This is a genomic window from Occultella glacieicola (genome assembly GCF_004353825.1).
Taxonomy (GTDB): domain Bacteria; phylum Actinomycetota; class Actinomycetes; order Actinomycetales; family Beutenbergiaceae; genus Occultella; species Occultella glacieicola.
On record NZ_SMNA01000007.1, the window covers coordinates 42,169 to 60,592 of the forward strand.

Below are 18,424 nucleotides of genomic sequence, written 5' to 3' on the forward strand. Positions count from 1 at the left end.
CCGCCGTGTGGCGAGTGAGTGTGCGACCGAGCGCGGAGAGCAAGCTCTCCCCGGTCGACGTGGTGGTCACCGCGGACGCCGGCGGCCGGGTCGGTGACCTCGCCGCGAGCCTCGGCAGCCACCTCGGCGGCGGTGCCGGACACCTGCTGCTCGCCCCGACCACGGGTGGGCGCCCCTGGTCCGCGGACACCCCGCTGGCCCAGGCGCCGCTGCGCGACGGTGACGTCCTCGAGGTCACCTCGGTTCCGGCGGAGTGGCTCACCCGGCCCGGCCGCACCGGCGCCGCCCGCGCGGTGGTGCACGTGGTCGCCGGTCCGGACGCGGGCACCCAGATCCCGGTCACCGGCGAGGTGGCCACGATCGGCCGCTGCGCCGACGCCACGGTTCACCTCAACGACCCCCTGGTCAGCCGCACCCACGCGCAGATCCTGCTCACCGCCACCCCCGTGGTCGTGGACCAGGGGTCCGCGCACGGCACCCGGGTGGCCGGCCGGGCCGTGAACCGGCCCCGGGCCGTGGCCTGGGGCGAGCAGATCACTGTCGGCTCCTCGGTCCTGGTGGTCCGGCCCGCACGGGCCGGGACGGGCGCCGGGGCCGACGGCGGTCGTGACCGTGGCGTGCTGCGCTCACCCCGGTTCGGGGTCGCCGTGGAGGCCCACGAGCACGAGATCCCGGCGGCACCGGCGCCGGTCCGCAAGATCCAGGTGCCATGGCCGATGATGCTCATGCCGATGCTCATGGGCGGCGCGATGTTCGCGCTGCTGCGCAACCCGTTCTCCCTGATCTTCATGCTCGGCTTCCCGGCCATGATGGGCGTCAACTACCTCATGCAGGTCCGCGCCGCCCGCAAGGAGCACGCCGAGCAGGCCGCGATCTGGCGCGAGGAGGTCGCCGGCGTCCTCGCCCTCCTCGACGCCGCCGCCCACGCCCAGGCCGCCCACGCCGAGGAGGACGAGCCCGAGCTCGACGTGGTCCTGGCCCGGGCCACCTCCCGCGACCACCGGCTCTGGACCCGTCAGCGCGACGATTCCGACTTCCTCACCGTGCGCGCCGGCCGCGGCCCGCGCCCCGCGCTGGTCACCGCGAAGACACCCGGTACCCAGGGGGACCGGGTGCTGCGCGCCGAGGCCACCGCGGCGATCACCGCCCGCGCGACCCTGGCGGACCTCCCGGTCCCGGTCCCGCTGGCGCAGGCGGCCCTGACCGCCGTCGTCGGCGCGAAGGCGGACGTCGACGCCTGGGTGCGTGCCGCCGTCGTCCGTCTTGCGGTGACCCACTCCCCGAACGAGGTGCGCGTGGCCGCGGTGCTCGGCGCCGACCGCGCCCAGGTCGAGTCGTGGCTGCGGTGGCTGCCGCACGCCGCGCCGCTGGCCGGCGGTACCGCGTGCGTGAGCGTCGGCGCCGGGGACGGGCAGGGCCTGCTCGAGGAGCTCGCGGTCGCCGAGCCTGCCGGTCTGCACACCGTGCTGCTGGTCGACGGCGGTGCCCAGGTCTCCCGCCGTCTCGTCGAGGCCGTGGCCGGGGTGGCGCAGGATCCCGAGCGCCGGCTGCACCTGGTCTGGATGGGGGAGTCCCTCACCGAGGTGCCCGCCGCGACCGACCTCGCCGTGGACCTGACCACCGCCACCCTGCAGCGCGCCGGCCGCGGCGGCGTCGAGGACCTCACCCGTTGCGACGCCCTCGACCTGACCACAGCCTGGCGTGCGGCCCGGGCACTGTCCGGGTACAAGGACGAGGCCGCAGTCGTGGCCGCGGAGTCGATGCTGCCGCAGCAGGTGCGCCTACCCGAGCTGACCGGTGACCTCGCGGACCCCGACGACGTGGAGCGGCTCATCGAGCGGTGGGCGGCCAGCACCGGGCTGCGCGCCCAGCTCGGCACCGGCGGTGACGGCGTGATCTCGATCGACCTGCGTGAGGACGGCCCGCACGGGCTGGTCGCGGGGACCACCGGCGCCGGCAAGAGCGAGCTGCTGCAGTCCCTGATCGCCTCGCTCGCGATCAACAACCCGCCGTCCCGGATCACGTTCCTGCTGGTGGACTACAAGGGTGGCGCCGCGTTCCGCGAGTGCGCGCAGCTGCCGCACTCGGTCGGCTACATCACCGACCTCACCCCGGCCCTGGTGCAGCGGGCCCTGACCTCCCTGCACGCCGAGCTCACGGCCCGCGAGCACCTGCTCGCCACCTACGGCGCGAAGGACCTGATCGCCCTCGAGCGCAGCCACCCCGAGGCGGCGCCGCCGAGCATGCTCATCTGCGTGGACGAGTTCGCGGCCCTGCTCGCCGAGGTCCCCGAGTTCGTGGACGGGATGGTCTCGATCGCCCAACGGGGCCGGTCGCTCGGCATGCACATGCTGCTCGCCACCCAGCGTCCCGCCGGCGTGGTCACCCCGCAGATCAAGGCGAACACGGACCTGCGGATCGCGCTGCGGGTCGCCTCCCCGGACGACTCCACCGACGTGATCGACGCCCCGGACGCCGCGCACCTGTCCCGCCGCACCCCAGGCCGGGCCTGGCTGCGGCGCACCGGGCACGGCACCCGCGAGCTCGTCCAGGTCGCGTTCGTGGGCGCCCACGAGGAGCTGCACGAGCTCGGTGACGTCGTGCGGGTGGCGCCGTTCACCGCCCGGGACCTGCCCGGCGCCGACAGCTCAGATCGGGCAGGCGCCACCCGGGTGCACCCGAGCAGCGACCTCGAGCGGATCGTCGCGACCGCCGGCACCGCGTTCCTGCGCACCGGCCGGCCCGCCCCGAAGAGGCCCTGGATCCCGCCGATCGCCGCCGAGCTCCCGATGGTGTGCACCCGCCCCGGCGAGCTCGCCCTCGGCGCCGGCGCCCGCGACGAGGCCCTCGTGGCCGGTGGTGCCACCGACGTGGTCCGCGCGCAGCAGGCACCCGGTCAGGTCATCCTCGGCATGGTGGACCGCCCCGCGCAGCAGTCCCAGGTCCCGTTCGTGGTGGACTACGCCCGCGCCGGGCATCTGCTCGTGTTCGGCTCCTCCGGCGCCGGCAAGACCGAGCTCCTGCGCACCCTGGCCGCCTCCGTCACCGCCGGTACCCCGGGCGGTTCCGGCGAACCGGGCAGATCGGGCAGATCGGGCAGATCGGGCACCGCGCCCGACTGCGTCTACGGCATCGACGCCGGCGGTGGCGGGCTGACCGTCCTGGAACGGCTCGGCTCGGTCGGGTCGATCGTCGTGGAGCAGCAGCTGGAGCGGATGCTGCGACTGATCCGGATGCTGCACCGCACCGTCACCGAGCGCAACGCCGCGCTGGCCTCACGCGGGGTCGCGGACCTGGCGGCGCTCGCCGCGACCGGGGTGGACCTGCAGCGCATCCACCTGCTCATCGACAACCTGCCCGCCGTGATGGACGCCCTCGAGGGCGGCGGTGCGGTGCGCCGTCAGCACGGCGAGCAACTCCTCACGATCCTCCAGGAGGGGCGCCGTGCCGGCGTGCACATCACCGCGACCGCCCCGCAGCGGACCGGCCTGCCGAGCCAGCTGCAGGCCGCGTTCGGGCAGCGCCTCGTGATGCGGATGACCGTGACCGACGACTACGCGATGCTCGGCGTCCCCGCCAATGTGCTCGACGGCGAGTCCCCGGCCGGGCGGGCGCTGTCCGGCAAGGACGAGGTCCAGATCGCGACACTCGGTGGCGCCGGGACCCCGCTGCAGGGTCAGCGCCTCGACGAGCTGATGGCCGTGGTCGCGGACCGGTACTCCGGCGAACCGCCTGCCTCGGTGCCGGTGCTGCCGACCCGGCTGCCGCAGCACATCCTGCCCGCCCCGACCGCGGACGAGTTGTGCCTGGGCGCGGAGGAGAGCTTCGTGGCCCCGGTCAGCGTGCCGCTGCGGTCGGCGCCGCTGCTGATCACCGGCCGGTCCCGGTCCGGTCGCACCAGTGCCCTGCTCGGCATCGCCCAGCTCGCCCGCCGCTCGAGCGCACCGCCCACGCGGATCGTGTTCGCCGGGCCGCGCGCGCAGGCCGCCGTGGCCGTGCCGGGCGGCACGCTGTCCCCGGCCGAGGTGGCCGACGGCGTCCTGGCCACTGCCGAGGACCTGCTCGCCTGGGTAGAGGGTGGCGGCATGAACGGCATGAACGGCATGAACGGCATGAACGGCATGAACGACCCAGCCGCGAGCAGTGCCGGTGCGCACCCCGCGGCGGCCGACCGCGCGACCACCACCATGGACGCCACGGACGACGACTGGACTCTGCTGCTGCTGGACGACCTGCACGAGTGGGAGCGCGCCTGGGAGGCCAACGGCCCCGAGCGGCGCGCGCTCGAGGCGCTCGCCGCCCACCTGACGTCCGGGACCGGCGCACGCACCGCCGTCGTCGGGGTCGCGGACCCGGACGACGCCCGCTCGCGTCAGCACATCCCGGGCCTGATCGCCCTGCTGCGGCGCTCGCGCCGCGCTGTGCTGCTGTCCCCGGAGATGGGCGACGGGTCGTTGGTGGCGGCGCAGATCCCGATGAACAGCCACGAGCCGCTGACCGGCGCCGGTCGGGGCCTTCTCGTGAACGGCGGATCCGCGCACGTTCTCCAATTAGTATCGGCGTCGGTGGAGGGGGCCCGGTGATGGCACGGTCTGAGAAGGCGCGGAGCAGGCGCGCTCCGTTGGGCTGGTGGCGTTCACGCACCGCGGGGCGCGGCCGTGACCGCGGCTTCGTGGAGGCCGGCGTGGCCGCCGCCGGCGGGCTGCTCGTGGTCGGCGCCGTGGTCGGCAACGGCGTGGCCGCCGCGCTGATCGACATGTCCGACGGGCAGACCTGGCTGGCCGACGACGACGGCAGGGTGGTGCAGATCAACCCGGCCACCGGCCAGCCCGAGCGACGCCTGATCATCGGCGAACCCGGCAGCGAACTCGAGGTCTCCCAGCGGGACGGGCAGCTCATCGTCACCGAGCTGACCACCGGGATGATCACGGCCGTCGACCTCGCCAGCCTGGTTGCCAGCGGGGCCCGCGGGGTGGATCCCGACACCGAGGTGCTCGTCGGCGGCGGCCAGGTGGTCCTGGTCGACCTCGAACCGGGCACCGTCCGGGCCGTGGACCCGCTCACGCTGACCGACCTCGGCCGCCCGTTCCGCACCGACGACCTGGCCGACGCCGTGATCGACGACGAGGGGTCGGTCTGGATCATCGGCATCGACGGCACCCTCACCGAGCTCGACTACTCCGCGGATGCCGCCGAGTTCGTCACGTCCGTGTCCCGGCCGGTCGCCGGGGCGGGGCCGCAGTCCCGGTTGGTGCCGCACGCAGCCGGCGTGACCGTGTTCGCCCCGGACCAGGGGTCCGTGGTGCAGGCGGGCGCCGGGCGGGACCTCGCCGTCAGCGTCGCCGCCCTCGAGGGCACGGTCGCCGAGGCGGACTTCGCCCCTGCCGACCTGGTGCCCGCCTCCGCCGAGGACCTCGGCAGGGTGTTCCTGCTCGCGGACGGGCGGATCCTGAACGTGGACGTCGGCGCCCTCGGCTGCGAGCGGCCCGGCAGCCCGGCGGTGTTCGCCGGCAAGGTGTACGTGCCCTGCCTGGGCACCGGGCGGGTCATCGTCCTGGACTCGGGCGGTGCCCGGGCCGGGGCGGACATCGTGGTCCCCGGTGGCGGCGACCCCACGCTCGTGGTCGACGACGGCCGGCTCTACGTGAGCACGCCGGCCGACGGCCGGATCGTGGTCGTCCAGCCGGACGGCTCCACCCAGATGGTCGACGTCGCCGCCGCCGAGGTCCCGGTCCAGGACGTGGACCGGCCCACCCCGGTGCGGCCCACGGTTCCCGTGGTGGCCCCGCCGGTGAACGTCCCGCCGAACACGCCCACGCCCCCGGTGAACACGCCGCCCGGCGTCCCGAACCCTCCGGAGACGCCGGACGACCCGACGCCGCCGGACACCCCGGGTACCGACCCCACGAACAACCCCGGCGGAGGCGACGACAGCGACGACGACGGCACCGGGGGCAACAGCAACGACGCCGACAAGGCGCCCTCCGGGGTGGCCGCCCAGCTGCGTGCGGACGGGACCGTGGCGCTGACCTGGACGCCGCCGGTGACCACCCCCGAGACCGTCCGGGTGACCGGCTCGGACGGCGTCACCGACCGGGAGGTCGCCCCGGATGCGACCTCACTGGACGTCCCCGGCCTGTCCTGCGGCTCGATGATCACCCTCACCGTGACCGCCACCCACGCCGACGGCAGCACCGGCGTCGGCTCGACCGAGATCCGCACGGCGGACTGCGCAACCGGGGTGAACCCGGCCGACCTGGCGCCCACCGACGTGCAGGCGTCCCTGCGCGCGGACGAGAGCGTCCGGGTCACCTGGACGGCCCCCGTCGAGACCCCGAACGAGATCCGGGTGACGAGCTCGGACGGCACCGCCAACGAGGTGCTCGCCGCCGGCGCCACCACCGTGGACCTGGCCGGACTCACCTGTGGACGGACCCTCACGTTCACCGTGACCGCCCACCACGACGGCGGGATCAGCGGCACCGACTCGGCTACCGCGGCGACCGTCGACTGCCCGGTGGACCCTGCCGACCTCGCCCCGACCGGGGCGAGCGCGGCCCTGCGCGCCGACGAGAGCGTGCGGGTGAGCTGGACCGCGCCCGTGGTCGCGCCGAACGACTACCGGGTCACCAGCTCCGACGGCGCCGCCAGCCAGATGGTCGCCGCGGGTGCCACGTCGGTGGACCTGCCCGGTCTCACCTGTGGCCGGACGCTGACCTTCACGATCACCGCGAACCATGAAGGCGGTCAGACCGGTCAGGCGAACGCGAGTGCCCGCACCGCCGACTGCCCGACGACGCCGCCCCCCACGGTGGAGGCGACCGCCCCCACGAACGTGACCGCGACCCTGAACGGCAACAACACCGTCACCGTGTCCTGGACCGCGGCCTCCTCCGGCGCGGACGAGTACCGGGTCTCACCGAACGGCGGCGCGGCCACGTCCGTGACGGGGACCTCCGCGACACTGACCCTGGCCTCGGGCACCTACACGTTCACCGTCACCACCCAGCTCGACGCCACCAGCGCGACCTCCGCCGCGAGCAACGCGGTGACGGTGGCGGGGGCGCCCGGGGCCCCGGGGACGCCGGCCATCGGTGGCGTCACGAACGACGGCTCCCGGGTGCAGGCCAACGCGTCCTGGGCCGCCGCCCCCGCGAACGGTGCCGCCGTCACCTACACGGTCACCTACACCGGCGGCTCGCTCACCACGACGAACACGTCGACGCCGATCACGATCAACTGCTCCGGTGCGAGCCCGTGCGCCGCCGGCGGCACCCTGACCGTCACCGTCACCCCGTCGAACGCGATCGGCACCGGTCCCGCGTCGTCGTCGTCCGCGTCCGTGCCCGCGCCGCCGCCCCCGCCGCCGGCGAACGGGGACTCGGTGGTCAGTCGCATCCAGTGGTCGGAGCCCGGCCTCTACGACGAGAACATCCCGTTCAGTGTCTGGGTCTCCGCACCCGCCGGGTGGGCCGCGCACACCGGGACCTGCACCCTGTACGTCTCCGGCCCGGGGATCAACGACTCCCGGGTGATCGCGTGCAACTCGGGAGGGTCCGTGTACGGGAACGCCGCCCGCGGAATGGCCACGATCACCGCCTACGTCGTGGCCACCGGCGCGGGTGTCAACGCGACCTCGGCGACGGTCAGCGAGCAGTTGCCGTCCCGGGGCGACTGGGCGCATTGCACCCTCAGCCCGCGCATCTGCACCCAGCCCAACACCTTCGACCCCGACGATCCCGACGTCGAGGTGACCCCGATCCCGTGGACCCCGCCCGAGGTGCCCAGCCCGCCCGTGCTCGCGGCCGGTTTCGGCCTGCTCGGCGCCGCCGGCCTGCTGCGCACCCAGCGCCGCCTCGCCGACGTCCCCACCCTCACGACCACGGACGGCGCCGCGCCCACCCCGGCCGCGACCGCCGTCGTCCATGAACGCCCCGACTCGACCGGAGACCAGCCCCGATGACCGAGAACCCCCTGGCCCCCACCGAGGCGGACGTCGCCCGGTTCCGCCTGCTCCACGACCAGGTGGTCGACGCCGTGTCCGGCGCCCTGCAGGGCAAGCGGCCGGTGATCGAGCTCGCCACCGTGTCCCTGTTCGCGGGCGGGCACGTGCTCCTCGAGGACGTCCCCGGAACTGGCAAGACCACGCTGGCCCGGGCCATCGCCGCGGCCCTCGGCGGCTCCTCCCGGCGGATCCAGTTCACCCCGGACCTGCTGCCGGCCGACGTCACCGGCACCTCCGTGTTCGAGCCCGGCACCGGCGAGATCAGTTTCCGGCCCGGTCCGGTGTTCACGAACGTGCTGCTCGCCGACGAGATCAACCGGGCCGCCGCGAAGACCCAGTCCGCGCTCCTGGAGGTGATGGCCGAGCGCACCGTCACCGTCGACGGGATCGGCCACACCGTGCCGGACCCGTTCGTGGTGATCGCCACCCAGAACCCGATCGACCTGGACGGCACCTACCGGCTCCCGGAGGCCCAGCTCGACCGGTTCCTGGTCCGGATCACGCTCGGCTACCCCGACGTCGAGCACGAGCTCGCCGTGCTGCGGCCGGGGTCGCGCGCCGGAGTGGTCGAGGAGGTCCCCGAGGTCACCACCCCCGAGGCCGTGGCCGCCGCGTCCCGGCAGCTGCGGCACCTGCATGTCGCCGAACCGATCCTCGCCTACATCCGCGCCGTCGGGGCAGCCACGCGCGCGGACGACCGGCTCCGGCTCGGCGCGAGCACCCGGGCCCTGCGCGGCCTGGTCGCCGCCACCCAGGTCCACGCCGCCGCCCAGGGCCGCCACTTCGTGGTCCCCAGCGACGTGCAGCGCCTCGCCGGCCCCGTGCTCGTCCACCGCCTCGTGCCGACCCGGGACGCCCTGCTCGCGGGGGAGAGCACCGAGGCCGTGGTGGCCGACGCCGTCGGCAGCGTGGAGGCGCCGCGCCCGGTGCCCGCATGAGGCTGGACCAGCCGCCGGCTCCCGATCCGGTTCTCGCCCAGACCGGCCCTCCTCGACCGTGCGATTCTGCGGCTCATTCGCCCGATCTGCCGCGCAATTGCACGCTCGCGACTGAGTGCTCCGGTCGCGGGTGTGGTTCTGCGGCGCACGCCGGCTATCCGCCGCGGAGTCGCACCCTCACGTGCGGTGGGATGGCCGGACGGAGCCATCGCTTGCTGGGGTCGGTCCGGTGCGGCTGACCGGGCGGGGGTGGGCCGTGCTCATCTCGACGGCGGCGCTGCTCGGGTTCGGGCTGTGGGCGAGGTACCCGGGTCTCGTCGGGCTCGGCGCCGTCCTCGCGGTCGCCCTGGGGTGCGCGCTCGTGACCGTGCTGGTGCCCGCGCCGCTGCGGATCCGGCGACGGGTCCGCCCGCCGCGGGTGGCCAGGCTCGAGGAGGCCTCGGCGCACGTCGAGGTCACGAACGCCTCGACCTGGCTGGCGCAGTCGGTCACCGGGCACGACCTGGTGGGCGGTCGGCGGACCCCGTTCCTGGTGCCGCGGATGGCGCCCGGGGCGACCGTGAGCACCGAGGTTCCGATCCCCACCACCCACCGCGGCGTCATCGGCTTCGGTCCGCTGACCCTGCACCGGTTCTCCTTCCTCGACCTGCTCGAGGTCCGCCAGGAGCACGGGGACCGGGCCTCCGTACTCGTCGAGCCCCGGATCCTGGACGCACTCGGCCTGCCGGCCGGGGCGCGCCGCGGGCACGTCGGCGCGGACGAGCGGATCGCCCACGGCGGCACCGACCTGGTCGGGCTGCGCGAGTACGTCGCCGGGGACGACCTGCGCCGACTGCACTGGGCCACTAGCGCGCGCCGGGCGACCCTGATGGTCCGTGAGGACGCCGACCCCTCCGCGCCGCACCTGACCGTGCTCCTCGACGACCGTGCCGACTCGTACGCCGGTGCCCACGACGCCGCCCTCGACGGTGAGGGTTTCGAGGAGGCCGTCGACGTCGCCGCCAGCCTGCTCACCGCGGCCGCCGGCGTCGAGAGCCCGGCCCGCGTGGTCACCATCGGCGGTGGTCTCGACGAGCAGATCCCCGCGCCGGCGCCCGCGGCCGGTCCGGCCGGGCTGGACCCGCACGTGCTCGGCGCCCTCGCCCGGCTCGAACGGTCCGACGGCGGGCACGGCTCCGGCCTGTTCGCGGGCTCCCCAGACGTGCTCGCCGTGATCACCGGTCCGAACAGCGACCTCGGCGACCTGCTGCTCACGGCGTCCGGGGCGCCGTCGGGCGTCGTGCTGGTGGTGGATCCGCGGCCCGAGGCCCTCGTCTCCGCCCAGCAGGGCGTGCTGGTCCTGCGTGGCCCGCGCGCCGAGGAACTCGTCCACGGCTGGCGGACGGCGGTGGCCCGATGATCCGGTTCGCCACGGCCGCCTGGTCCGCGCTCGTGCTGGCGCTGGCCACGCTCCCGCTCGCCGCCGGGTACTCCTCGCCGGTCGCCGCCGGGGTCCTGATCGGCTGCGCGATCGTGCCGTTCGGCATCGCCGCCCTGGGGCGGGTGGCCAGGGTCGGGCGCGGCTGGGTGGCCGTGGCGGGCACGGTACTCGCCGTCAGCGCGGCCCTGATCCTGCTCGACGGCGTGGAGGCCGAGGCCCAGGCACAGCCCGGGTGGCGGGCCAGCCCCGCACTGAGCCTGCTCGGGCCGCTCATCGACTCCGTGCCGCGGCTCCTCACCGCGCCACGCCCGGCCCCGGCCGACGTCGGCTACCTGGTACCGACGGCGTTACTCGTCTGGATCGTCGCGCTCGGTGTGGCCGTAGTGGCGGTCGGGCGCGCCCGGGCGACCGCGGCGCCGCTCGTCGGCGCGGTGGCCCTGCTCGTCGCCGGCGGCCTCCTGACCGCCGGGCGTGGGGATGCCACCGGCTGGATCGCCCTGGCCACCGCGGTGGTGCTGCTGCTCGGCTGGGTGCTGCTGCCCTCGCAGGCGCGGGCGTCGTCGCGGGTGGGTGGGGATGCGGACCCGGGCGGGGCCGGCGGCGGGACCCGTCCCGGCCTCTCGGGAGGCGGCCCCGACGGGTCGACCGGCGCCGCGCGGCGCCGCGTGCTGGTGCCCGCGGTCGCGGCCGTGATCCTCGGGTCCTTCGCGCTCACGGCGGTGGCCGTGCCCACCTCCCGGTCCTTCGAGCCGCGCACGCTGGTGCCGCCGCCGGAGCTGCCCCTGGCCGCCACGAACCCGATCCCCAACCTGGCCCTCTGGAACGCCCGGCCGAATTTCCCGCTGCTGAGCGTCAGCCCGGACGGTGCGAGGCTGCCGGAGCGGCTCACGGTCGCCGCGCTGCCGGATTTCGACGGCGCCGCCTGGACCATCGACGCCCGGCTGCGCGCAGTCGGGGTCGTCGACGAGCCCGACCTGCAGCCCGGCACCCGGCAGCGGGAGGTCGCCTACGTGCTCGCCGACGCCGCGCTCGCCGGCGTGTGGGTGCCGTCCGCCGGGATGGCCGCGGCGGTCTCCGGAGCGGACGTGCTCATGGACACCGACACCGGCGTCCTGGTGGCCCCCGACGGGCTCGGCAGCGACCCGGTCTCGGTGCGTGCCCTGGTGGACGCGCCAACCGACGCCGAGATCGACCGGGCCGGGACGCCGATGGCCGAGGTCGCCGCCCGGTACCTGGAACTGCCCCGGATCCCGGCGTCCCTGCGTGAGGAGTCCGTCGCGCTGACGGAGGGCACCCACTCCCGTTGGGAGCAGGCGCTCGCGATCGCCGAGGGTGTGCGGGGCGAGCGAACCCTTGACGTGGGGGCACCGTCGGGATCGTCCTACGGGCGCATCCAGGAGTTCCTCTTCCTGCCGGAGGCCGATGGCGGCCAGGTCGGCACCTCCGAGCAGTTCGCCGCGTCCTTCGCCGTGCTCGCCCGGGCGGCCGGCCTGCCCACCCGCCTCGTGATCGGCTTCGACCTCACCGAGGCCGTGGCCGCGGCGGACGGTTCGGTGACGGTCACCGGCGACGACGCCCGCATGTGGGCCGAGGTCTACTTCGCGCGCGCCGGCTGGGTCGCGGTCGACCCGAGCCCGGCCACCAGCATCGACACCGGCGACCTCCCGGAACCGCCGACGGGCGAGGACCAGCCGGACCGTCCCGAGGACGTCGGCGCCGAGGACGATCAGGACGCCGAGGAGAACGTGGCCGAGCCCGGTGACGACGCCGACGGCCGGACCGGAATGAGCGTGGCCACGGGCCTGACCCTGCTCGCCGGGCTGGCGTTTCTCGGGGTGCTGGCCGTGGTCGCGCTGGCCATCGCCCGCGCGGTGCGCCGGCGCCGGTGGCGCGCCGCCGGGGCGGTGGGTGCCTGGGCCCTGGTGCTCGACGCGGCCGTGCTCGCCGGCCGGCCGGTGCCGCGCTCCAGTGCCGCACCGGAGGCGGCGCGCGCGTTGGCCGGCGCTGCCGAGACCGGACATTCCGCGCCGGACCGGAGCCCGGTACGTTCGGTCTCGGCGGCCCCGGAGGATCGGGGAACGGCCGCGCTGATGCTGGCCGAGCGCGCCGAGCGCGCCGCCTTCGGACCACAGCCACGCGCGGCGGGGAGCACCGCCGTCGGGCATTCGGCCCCAATCGGAGCACCAACCGAGGCGACGTCCGACTGGGAGTTGGCCACCGCCGTCGAGCGTGACCTGCGCGCGGGTGCGAGCACGTGGCGACGCGCGGTGTGGTGGGTCTCGCCGGCCGTGCTCAGGGGCCGTAGGGCCTCCGGTCAGGACGACCGGATGCGTGGCGAAAAGGCGGACCCGGTGGGTCGCCGTGAAAGTCAGGGTGACGAATGAGGGATCGGGCCCAGGACGCCAGTGCCGAACTCGAGGCGTGGGTCGGAGCGTTCGGCCACACCATCGGGATCGCGCTCGAACAAGCGATCGTCGCGGTGACCAGTCGGCTGCCCGCGGGGGACATCGTCGGCGTCGGCGTCGCGACAGATGCGGACGCCACGTCGATCGTCGCGCTCGCCAACTCGCGCCAGAACCTCGACAGGATGATCGCGGAGGAGCCCCAGTTCGCGGTCGATTCCACGTGGCACCTGGGCGAGTGGGACATGGACGTGACGCAGGTCGACGCGGATGATCCCTTGGCGCCGGTGCGCGCCGAGGCAGACCGGGTGAAGCGGCTCATCACGTCTCCGGGCGACGGTCGGGCGCCCTCCCAACACCTCGGCGAGTTCCGAGCGGCTCTCTGGGACGCCATCGCGCACGCGCTGGCGCAGTCCGCGACGCACGGATTCTTCGATCGGTGGCCGAGTGCCAAGCGGGTGTTCCTGCCGCTCGATGCCGACGTCTCCGAGGAACGGATCGCCGCCTGGAACACGCCGTTCAATCGTCCCGAAGACCTGGGCGAGCTCCGGGAGTTCCTTCAGCTCGACTAGCTGTACCCGGCCGGGCGGCAGTAGCGGGTCGCGCGCGTGCCGGCCGATCCGGCGGGTTCTAGGCTGTCCGGGTGACCCGACTCAACGCACCCAGCGTCCCGGCCGACCCGACCTCGAAGGAACGCCTCGCCGCCCGTGGTCTCGACTACCGCACCGTCGACACCGCCGACCGCGACGCCTTCCTGAACGCGATGCAGGCCGTCACGCGCGGTTTCCTCGGACCGGAGATCACCGGCGCGGCCGTCGCCGAGGAGTCCGAGCCGACCGACGGGCGGCGCTACCTCGGCATCTTCGACGCCGGGCTCGCGCAGCCGCAGGTGCCGGTCGCGACGATCGACTCCTGGGTCACCCCGCTGAGCGTTCCCGGCGGCGACCTGGACATGTGGGCCATCAGCGGCGTCACCGTCGCCGGCACCCACCGTGGCCGCGGGATCGCGCGGGCCATGCTCGAGGGCGAGCTCCGCGCGGCCGCCGGCGCCGGGCTCGCCATCGCCGGCCTCACGGTGACCGAGACGACGCTGTACGGGCGGTACGGTTTCGGCGCCGCCGTGCCGATGAGCACCTGGACGATCGACACCCGCCGCGCCGGATGGGCGGGGCCGGAGGTCGACGGCCGGGTCGAGTTCGTCTCCCGGGAACAGCTCGCGACCGACCTCGGCGACGTTCACGAACGGGTGCGGACGCGCCGTGGCGGCGAGATCGCGGCCTGGCCCCGGCGCTGGCGGCAGGCCGCGGGCCTGTCGACGTCGGTGAAGGACGGCGACCACGTCCGTGGCGTGCGCTACGTCGACGCCGACGGTGAGGTCCGCGGCGCCCTCGCCTACCGGGTGATCGAGAACGAGCGCGAGTTCACCCAGTCCCGGCTGAACATCGGCGTCCTCGTCACCGAGAACCCGGACGCGGCCGCCGCCCTGTGGGGCTACGCGGTGCAGCACGCGCTCGTCGCGGAGGTCACGGCGTCCTTGCGGCCGATCGACGACCCGGTGCGGTGGCTGGTGCGGGACGAGCGCGGCGCCGTCCAGACCATCCGCGACCACGGCTGGCTGCGGATCCTGGACCTGCCGCGGGCGCTGGAGTCGCGCTCGTACGCCACTGCCGCGGACGTCACGCTGGAGGTCACCGACCCGCTCGGGCTCACCAGTGGGACCTGGCGGGTACGGATCGCGCCCGACGGCGGGGCCGAGGTGACGAGACTGCCGGCGGCGGTTGCGGTGGGTGCGGCGGGCGCTTCGGGTGCGGCGGGTGCGGGGGATGCGGGCACTTCGGGTGCGGGGGATGCAGGCGCTTCGGGTGCGCCGGGCGCGATCGCCGCGGACATCCGCCTCGGCATCGCCGAGCTGTCCGCGGCCTACCTCGGTGGTACGCCGCTGACCGGGCTGCTCGCGTCCGGCCGGATCGCGGGCGAGCCGGCCGCCGTCGCTGCCCTCGATGCGGCGCTGCGCCCCGCCCAGCCGCCGACCCTGAGCATCTGGTACTGAGCCCCCCAGCCCGCGCGGGCCGGCGCGGGCTCCGCGCGCCGCCGCCGCAGCGCCTCATCCGCCGCTGAGTTAGCACCTGTCGCCGTGAGCTCGCACCTCGGCGGGTCCGATCTCAGGGCGGCGGGTGCGATGTCAGCGGGGGAGATGGTGAGTCGGCCTGGCGGAGGCGTGCGGGCCGGTCGGGCGATCAGCGACAGAGCGTGTCGGTGGAGCCGGCTTCCAGGCCGGTCTCGATGAGGGCGTAGCCCACGACGGCGTAGCACTCGCCGGTCGCGTCCGGGTCGAGGCCCTCGACGACGAACTCGTCCGCGTCGGGCGTGAGTTGGCGGAGCACGGTGGGAGGCGAGCCGTCGGCCGGGACGCTCACGACGAGGAGGTAGTCGACCTCGGTCGCGGGCGGAGCCCAGGTGAGGAGCACCGACGTGCCCTGCGGGGTGAGCACGGCGTTGACCGGTGCCAGGTCGGGGTTGCCGACGGTGGGTTGCGGCGGCGCGTCACCCGTCTGGACGTCGGTCGGGTCCACCGGCACCACCGCGTCGGTCTCCGTCGGCGTCGGGTCCGGTTCCTCCTCGCCGCCGAGCAGCGCGGACCCGATTCCGAATGCCGCGCCGACCAGCAGCGCGCCGCCGACGAACGCCACGATCCGGCGCCAAGTGGTCCCGGACCCACCGCCGGGTTCGGCGGGGGCGGCGTCGGGTGCCGCGGGCTCCGGATCCGGAGCCAGGCCGGTGGCGTCGTCGTCGACGGGGGTGGGCACCGGCTGGCGCTGGACGTGGGCGAGCACGGACGGGGCGAGTGGGGACGGCTGCGGCGCGGGCTCGGGCATCGCACCGGGCGAGGCGGCCATCGGGGCCTCTGCAGCGGACACGGCCGAGACGGCCGGTGACGAGGACTCACCGGCTGCGGTCGCCGGTGCTGCTGCGGCTCCCGCGGCCGTGACCGGCGCAGGGGTGGTGGACGACGTTGCCCCGGCCGCCGCCCCGGCCGACTCCGGATCCCAGGACCGGTCCTCGGTCCGGATCGAGCGCAGTCGCTCCAGCGCTTGTGCGGCAGTGGGGCGCCGCTCGGGGTCGGGGTGCAGGCCGGCCTCGATCAGGTCGTGCAACCCCGCGGGCAGGTCGCCCGAGTCCAGTGGGCGGCGCGCCCCGGTGCGGACCCGGCGCAGGTAGGACAACGCCGTGTCGTCGTGGGGGTCGAGCGCGGCGAACGGGGCGCGGCCGTCGAGGAGCGTGAACAGGGTGGAGCCGAGCGACCAGACGTCGTCCGCCTCGGTCGGGGACACGCCGTCGAGCACCTGGGGCGAGGCGTGCCGGTAGCTGAACCGCTCCACGGACGCGGTGTGACCGGCATCCGCCATCCGCGCGATCCCGAAGTCGCTGAGCACGTAGGACGTGGGCAGCAGCAGGACGTTCTGCGGCTTGACGTCCCGGTGCAGCACCCCGCGGGCGTGCGCGAACGCGAGGGCGTCGGCCACCGCGGTGCCGGCGGCCACCACCTCCGAGACCGGCAGCGCGCCGTGCGCACGGACCCGGTCGTGCAGCGAGCCGAGGTCGTGGAAGTCCATGATCAGGCAGGGGTCGCCCGCGGACGTCGTGGTGGTGTCCAGCACGTTCACGATGTGTGGATGCTGGCGGCCCAGCGACACGGTGATCGCGAGTTCCCGCTCGAACCGGGCCGCCGCCGACGGCTCCGCGGTGATCACCTTGATCGCGACGTCCCGGTCGAGGCTGTCCTGGCGAGCCCGGTACACGACGCTGTCCCCGCCGGTCGCGACCTTGACCAGGTGGGAGTAGCCCGCGACGGACACGGAGACCGCTCCATCCGCGCCGTGGCCGGGCGGCTCACCGCGGGGACTCGTCGCGTCGTTCGGGCCCGCCGGGCCGGGCCGGCGGCCGGACAGCGCGCCCACAGCCTCCGCGAGCGGGCGTGGGGCCGCTGGTGCCCAGTCGTCATCGGACACGCGAACCCCCTCCCCGTTCCGGCGCCGCCGATCCCGGCGCACCTGGTTCCGAGGATAGGCGGTACGCCCCGAGCGCGAGGCGTGCCCGGCGGTGGAACGTTCCGCAGGATCGCGCCGACAGGTCGCGCGTCGTCGGTGACGTCGCCAGGGCTCGTCGGTGCGGGGCAGGCCGGACGCCTTCTTGCGGGCCTTGTTACGGTGACCCGATGGCGCGTCGTCCCCCGTCCCGGCCGTCCGAGTTCGTCGGGACGAGCCCCGACGAACGCATCCTGGCCTGGGTCTGCGACGCGCTCGGTCGTGAGGTTCGGGTCGCCGCGACCATCCCGTTGACCGGAGGCCTGTCGGAGGCGATGTTCCGTCTCGAGCTCACCGGCGCCGACGTTGCTGCCGTGGTACTCCGGCGCTGGCCGCACGACGGGGACTGGGAGCGCGACTCGGTACGCCGGGAAGCGACCGCGCTGGGACTGCTCGCCGGCAGCGGCGTCGGCGCCCCCGAACTGATCGCCAGCGACCCCGCGGGGGAGTCGACCGGTCGTCCCGCCAACCTGATGACCCACCTGCCCGGTGCGGGAGAGCTGGATCCCGCCGACGTCGCGCGGTGGACCGGCGACCTGGCCGACCGGCTGGCGCTGGTCCACGACCAGCCGCGCGATCCGCGGCAGCAGACGAGCCCGAAGTGGGTCGACCTGGACGATGGGGACCGACGTGCCTGGCTGGCCGGCCTCCCCTACGGCGAGGAGGCACTCTCGCTCGCCGGTAGCGTCGGTGCGCCCGTGCGCGAGGTGTTCGGCCACGGCGACTACCAGCACTTCAACCTGCTGTGGTCCCGCGGGCGCCTCACCGGGGTGGTCGACTGGACGATGAGTGGGGTGGCCGACGCCGGCCGGGATGTCGGCCACTGCGCACTCAACCTCGCCGTGCTGTACGGGCCGTCCCGGGCCTGGCGCTTCCTGGAGCGGTACGAGGCGATCACCGGGACCCGGGTCGACCGCGGCTGGCTGATCTCCGAACTGCTCGAGTTCTCCCCGGCCTGGCCGGAGTTCATACCCCGCCAGGTCGGCGGTCGCACTCCCGTCGACGGGGCCGGCATGCGCGGCCGCGTCGAGGAGCTGATCAGCAGGGTGCTGCGTTCCGCCGGCTGATCCTCCTCCCCAGCGGCCGACCCGAGCGACGCCGTCGCCCGCCGACGAGCCGAAGCCCGGCGGTCCGGCCCGCGGTCAGGCCTGGCGGTCAGGCCGGGTGGCCCGCCGGATCGGTCGCCGCGATCAGGTACCGGGCCGAGACCTCGGCGGCATCCGCCGTCGGGGCCTGCGCGGACCGCACCGCGAGATGCACGGACTGGGAGTCGCCGATGAGGTCGTCATCCGTGCGGATCTCAAGCCCCCAGGAACGGATCCGGGTGTGCTCGCCGCGGACCGCGTCCACGACCAGGACCAGGCGGCGGCCGTCGTCGAGGAACGCCACGGGCACGGGCCGGCGCGGCAGGGTGGCCGCGTGGGCCAAGGCCCCGACGGCGTCCCGGACCGCCGCGATCGTGGGGTCGTCGGTATGGGTGGTGGTGTCGAACATGGTGGTCATGCAGGTCTCCTTCGAGTCGTGGTCCGGCGGCACCCACGATGCGGCGCGGCGTTGTGCGCCGCCTGCCGCAT

Annotated in this window: 10 protein-coding genes; 8 read left to right on the plus strand and 2 right to left on the minus strand. The window is 75.0% G+C overall.

The features are described from left to right. Positions 1-5: 5 nt before the first annotated feature. From EXU48_RS15130 to EXU48_RS15160, 7 genes are all read left to right on the plus strand, one after another. Positions 6-4,583, plus strand: a complete 4,578-nt coding sequence (locus tag EXU48_RS15130) for an FtsK/SpoIIIE domain-containing protein (RefSeq protein WP_165962837.1) — start codon at positions 6-8, stop codon at positions 4,581-4,583. Next, on the plus strand, positions 4,583-7,963 hold the full coding sequence (locus EXU48_RS15135; protein ID WP_133108524.1) for a hypothetical protein: 3,381 nt from the start codon (positions 4,583-4,585) through the stop codon (positions 7,961-7,963). The genes EXU48_RS15130 and EXU48_RS15135 overlap by 1 nt, the downstream gene beginning before the upstream one ends. After that, positions 7,960-8,943, plus strand: coding sequence for an AAA family ATPase (locus EXU48_RS15140; RefSeq protein WP_133108525.1), 984 nt, complete (start codon positions 7,960-7,962; stop codon positions 8,941-8,943). The genes EXU48_RS15135 and EXU48_RS15140 overlap by 4 nt, the downstream gene beginning before the upstream one ends. A 256-nt stretch (positions 8,944-9,199) precedes the next feature. Next, positions 9,200-10,342 (plus strand): DUF58 domain-containing protein, encoded by a 1,143-nt coding sequence (locus tag EXU48_RS15145; RefSeq protein WP_133108526.1) that lies wholly within the window; start codon positions 9,200-9,202, stop codon positions 10,340-10,342. Then, positions 10,339-12,747 (plus strand): transglutaminase-like domain-containing protein, encoded by a 2,409-nt coding sequence (locus EXU48_RS15150; RefSeq protein ID WP_133108527.1) that lies wholly within the window; start codon positions 10,339-10,341, stop codon positions 12,745-12,747. Before EXU48_RS15145 ends, EXU48_RS15150 begins: the two co-directional genes overlap by 4 nt. Continuing rightward, positions 12,744-13,337 (plus strand): DUF4303 domain-containing protein, encoded by a 594-nt coding sequence (locus EXU48_RS15155; protein ID WP_133108528.1) that lies wholly within the window; start codon positions 12,744-12,746, stop codon positions 13,335-13,337. Before EXU48_RS15150 ends, EXU48_RS15155 begins: the two co-directional genes overlap by 4 nt. 71 nt (positions 13,338-13,408) lie before the next feature. Then, positions 13,409-14,815 (plus strand): GNAT family N-acetyltransferase, encoded by a 1,407-nt coding sequence (locus EXU48_RS15160; RefSeq protein ID WP_133108529.1) that lies wholly within the window; start codon positions 13,409-13,411, stop codon positions 14,813-14,815. A gap of 187 nt (positions 14,816-15,002) precedes the next feature. Here the strand turns inward: EXU48_RS15160 and EXU48_RS15165 are convergent, their stop codons facing one another. Next, positions 15,003-16,775 (minus strand): serine/threonine-protein kinase, encoded by a 1,773-nt coding sequence (locus EXU48_RS15165; RefSeq protein ID WP_133108530.1) that lies wholly within the window; start codon positions 16,773-16,775, stop codon positions 15,003-15,005. 206 nt (positions 16,776-16,981) lie between these two features. On the opposite strand from EXU48_RS15165, the gene EXU48_RS15170 reads away from it, so the two are divergent. Beyond that, positions 16,982-17,917, plus strand: coding sequence for a phosphotransferase family protein (locus EXU48_RS15170; protein WP_133108531.1), 936 nt, complete (start codon positions 16,982-16,984; stop codon positions 17,915-17,917). A gap of 88 nt (positions 17,918-18,005) precedes the next feature. On the opposite strand, the gene EXU48_RS15175 is transcribed toward EXU48_RS15170, so the two are convergent. After that, on the minus strand, positions 18,006-18,353 hold the full coding sequence (locus EXU48_RS15175) for a hypothetical protein (protein ID WP_133108532.1): 348 nt from the start codon (positions 18,351-18,353) through the stop codon (positions 18,006-18,008). Positions 18,354-18,424: the final 71 nt, after the last annotated feature.

Coding starts and splice junctions, on each gene's coding strand:
- EXU48_RS15140 (WP_133108525.1), top strand. CDS start 7,960: ATGACCGAGAACCCCCTGGCCCCCACCGAGGCGGACGTCGCCCGGTTC.
- EXU48_RS15135 (WP_133108524.1), top strand. CDS start 4,583: ATGGCACGGTCTGAGAAGGCGCGGAGCAGGCGCGCTCCGTTGGGCTGG.
- EXU48_RS15175 (WP_133108532.1), bottom strand. CDS start 18,353: ATGACCACCATGTTCGACACCACCACCCATACCGACGACCCCACGATC.
- EXU48_RS15155 (WP_133108528.1), top strand. CDS start 12,744: ATGAGGGATCGGGCCCAGGACGCCAGTGCCGAACTCGAGGCGTGGGTC.
- EXU48_RS15170 (WP_133108531.1), top strand. CDS start 16,982: ATGGCGCGTCGTCCCCCGTCCCGGCCGTCCGAGTTCGTCGGGACGAGC.
- EXU48_RS15150 (WP_133108527.1), top strand. CDS start 10,339: ATGATCCGGTTCGCCACGGCCGCCTGGTCCGCGCTCGTGCTGGCGCTG.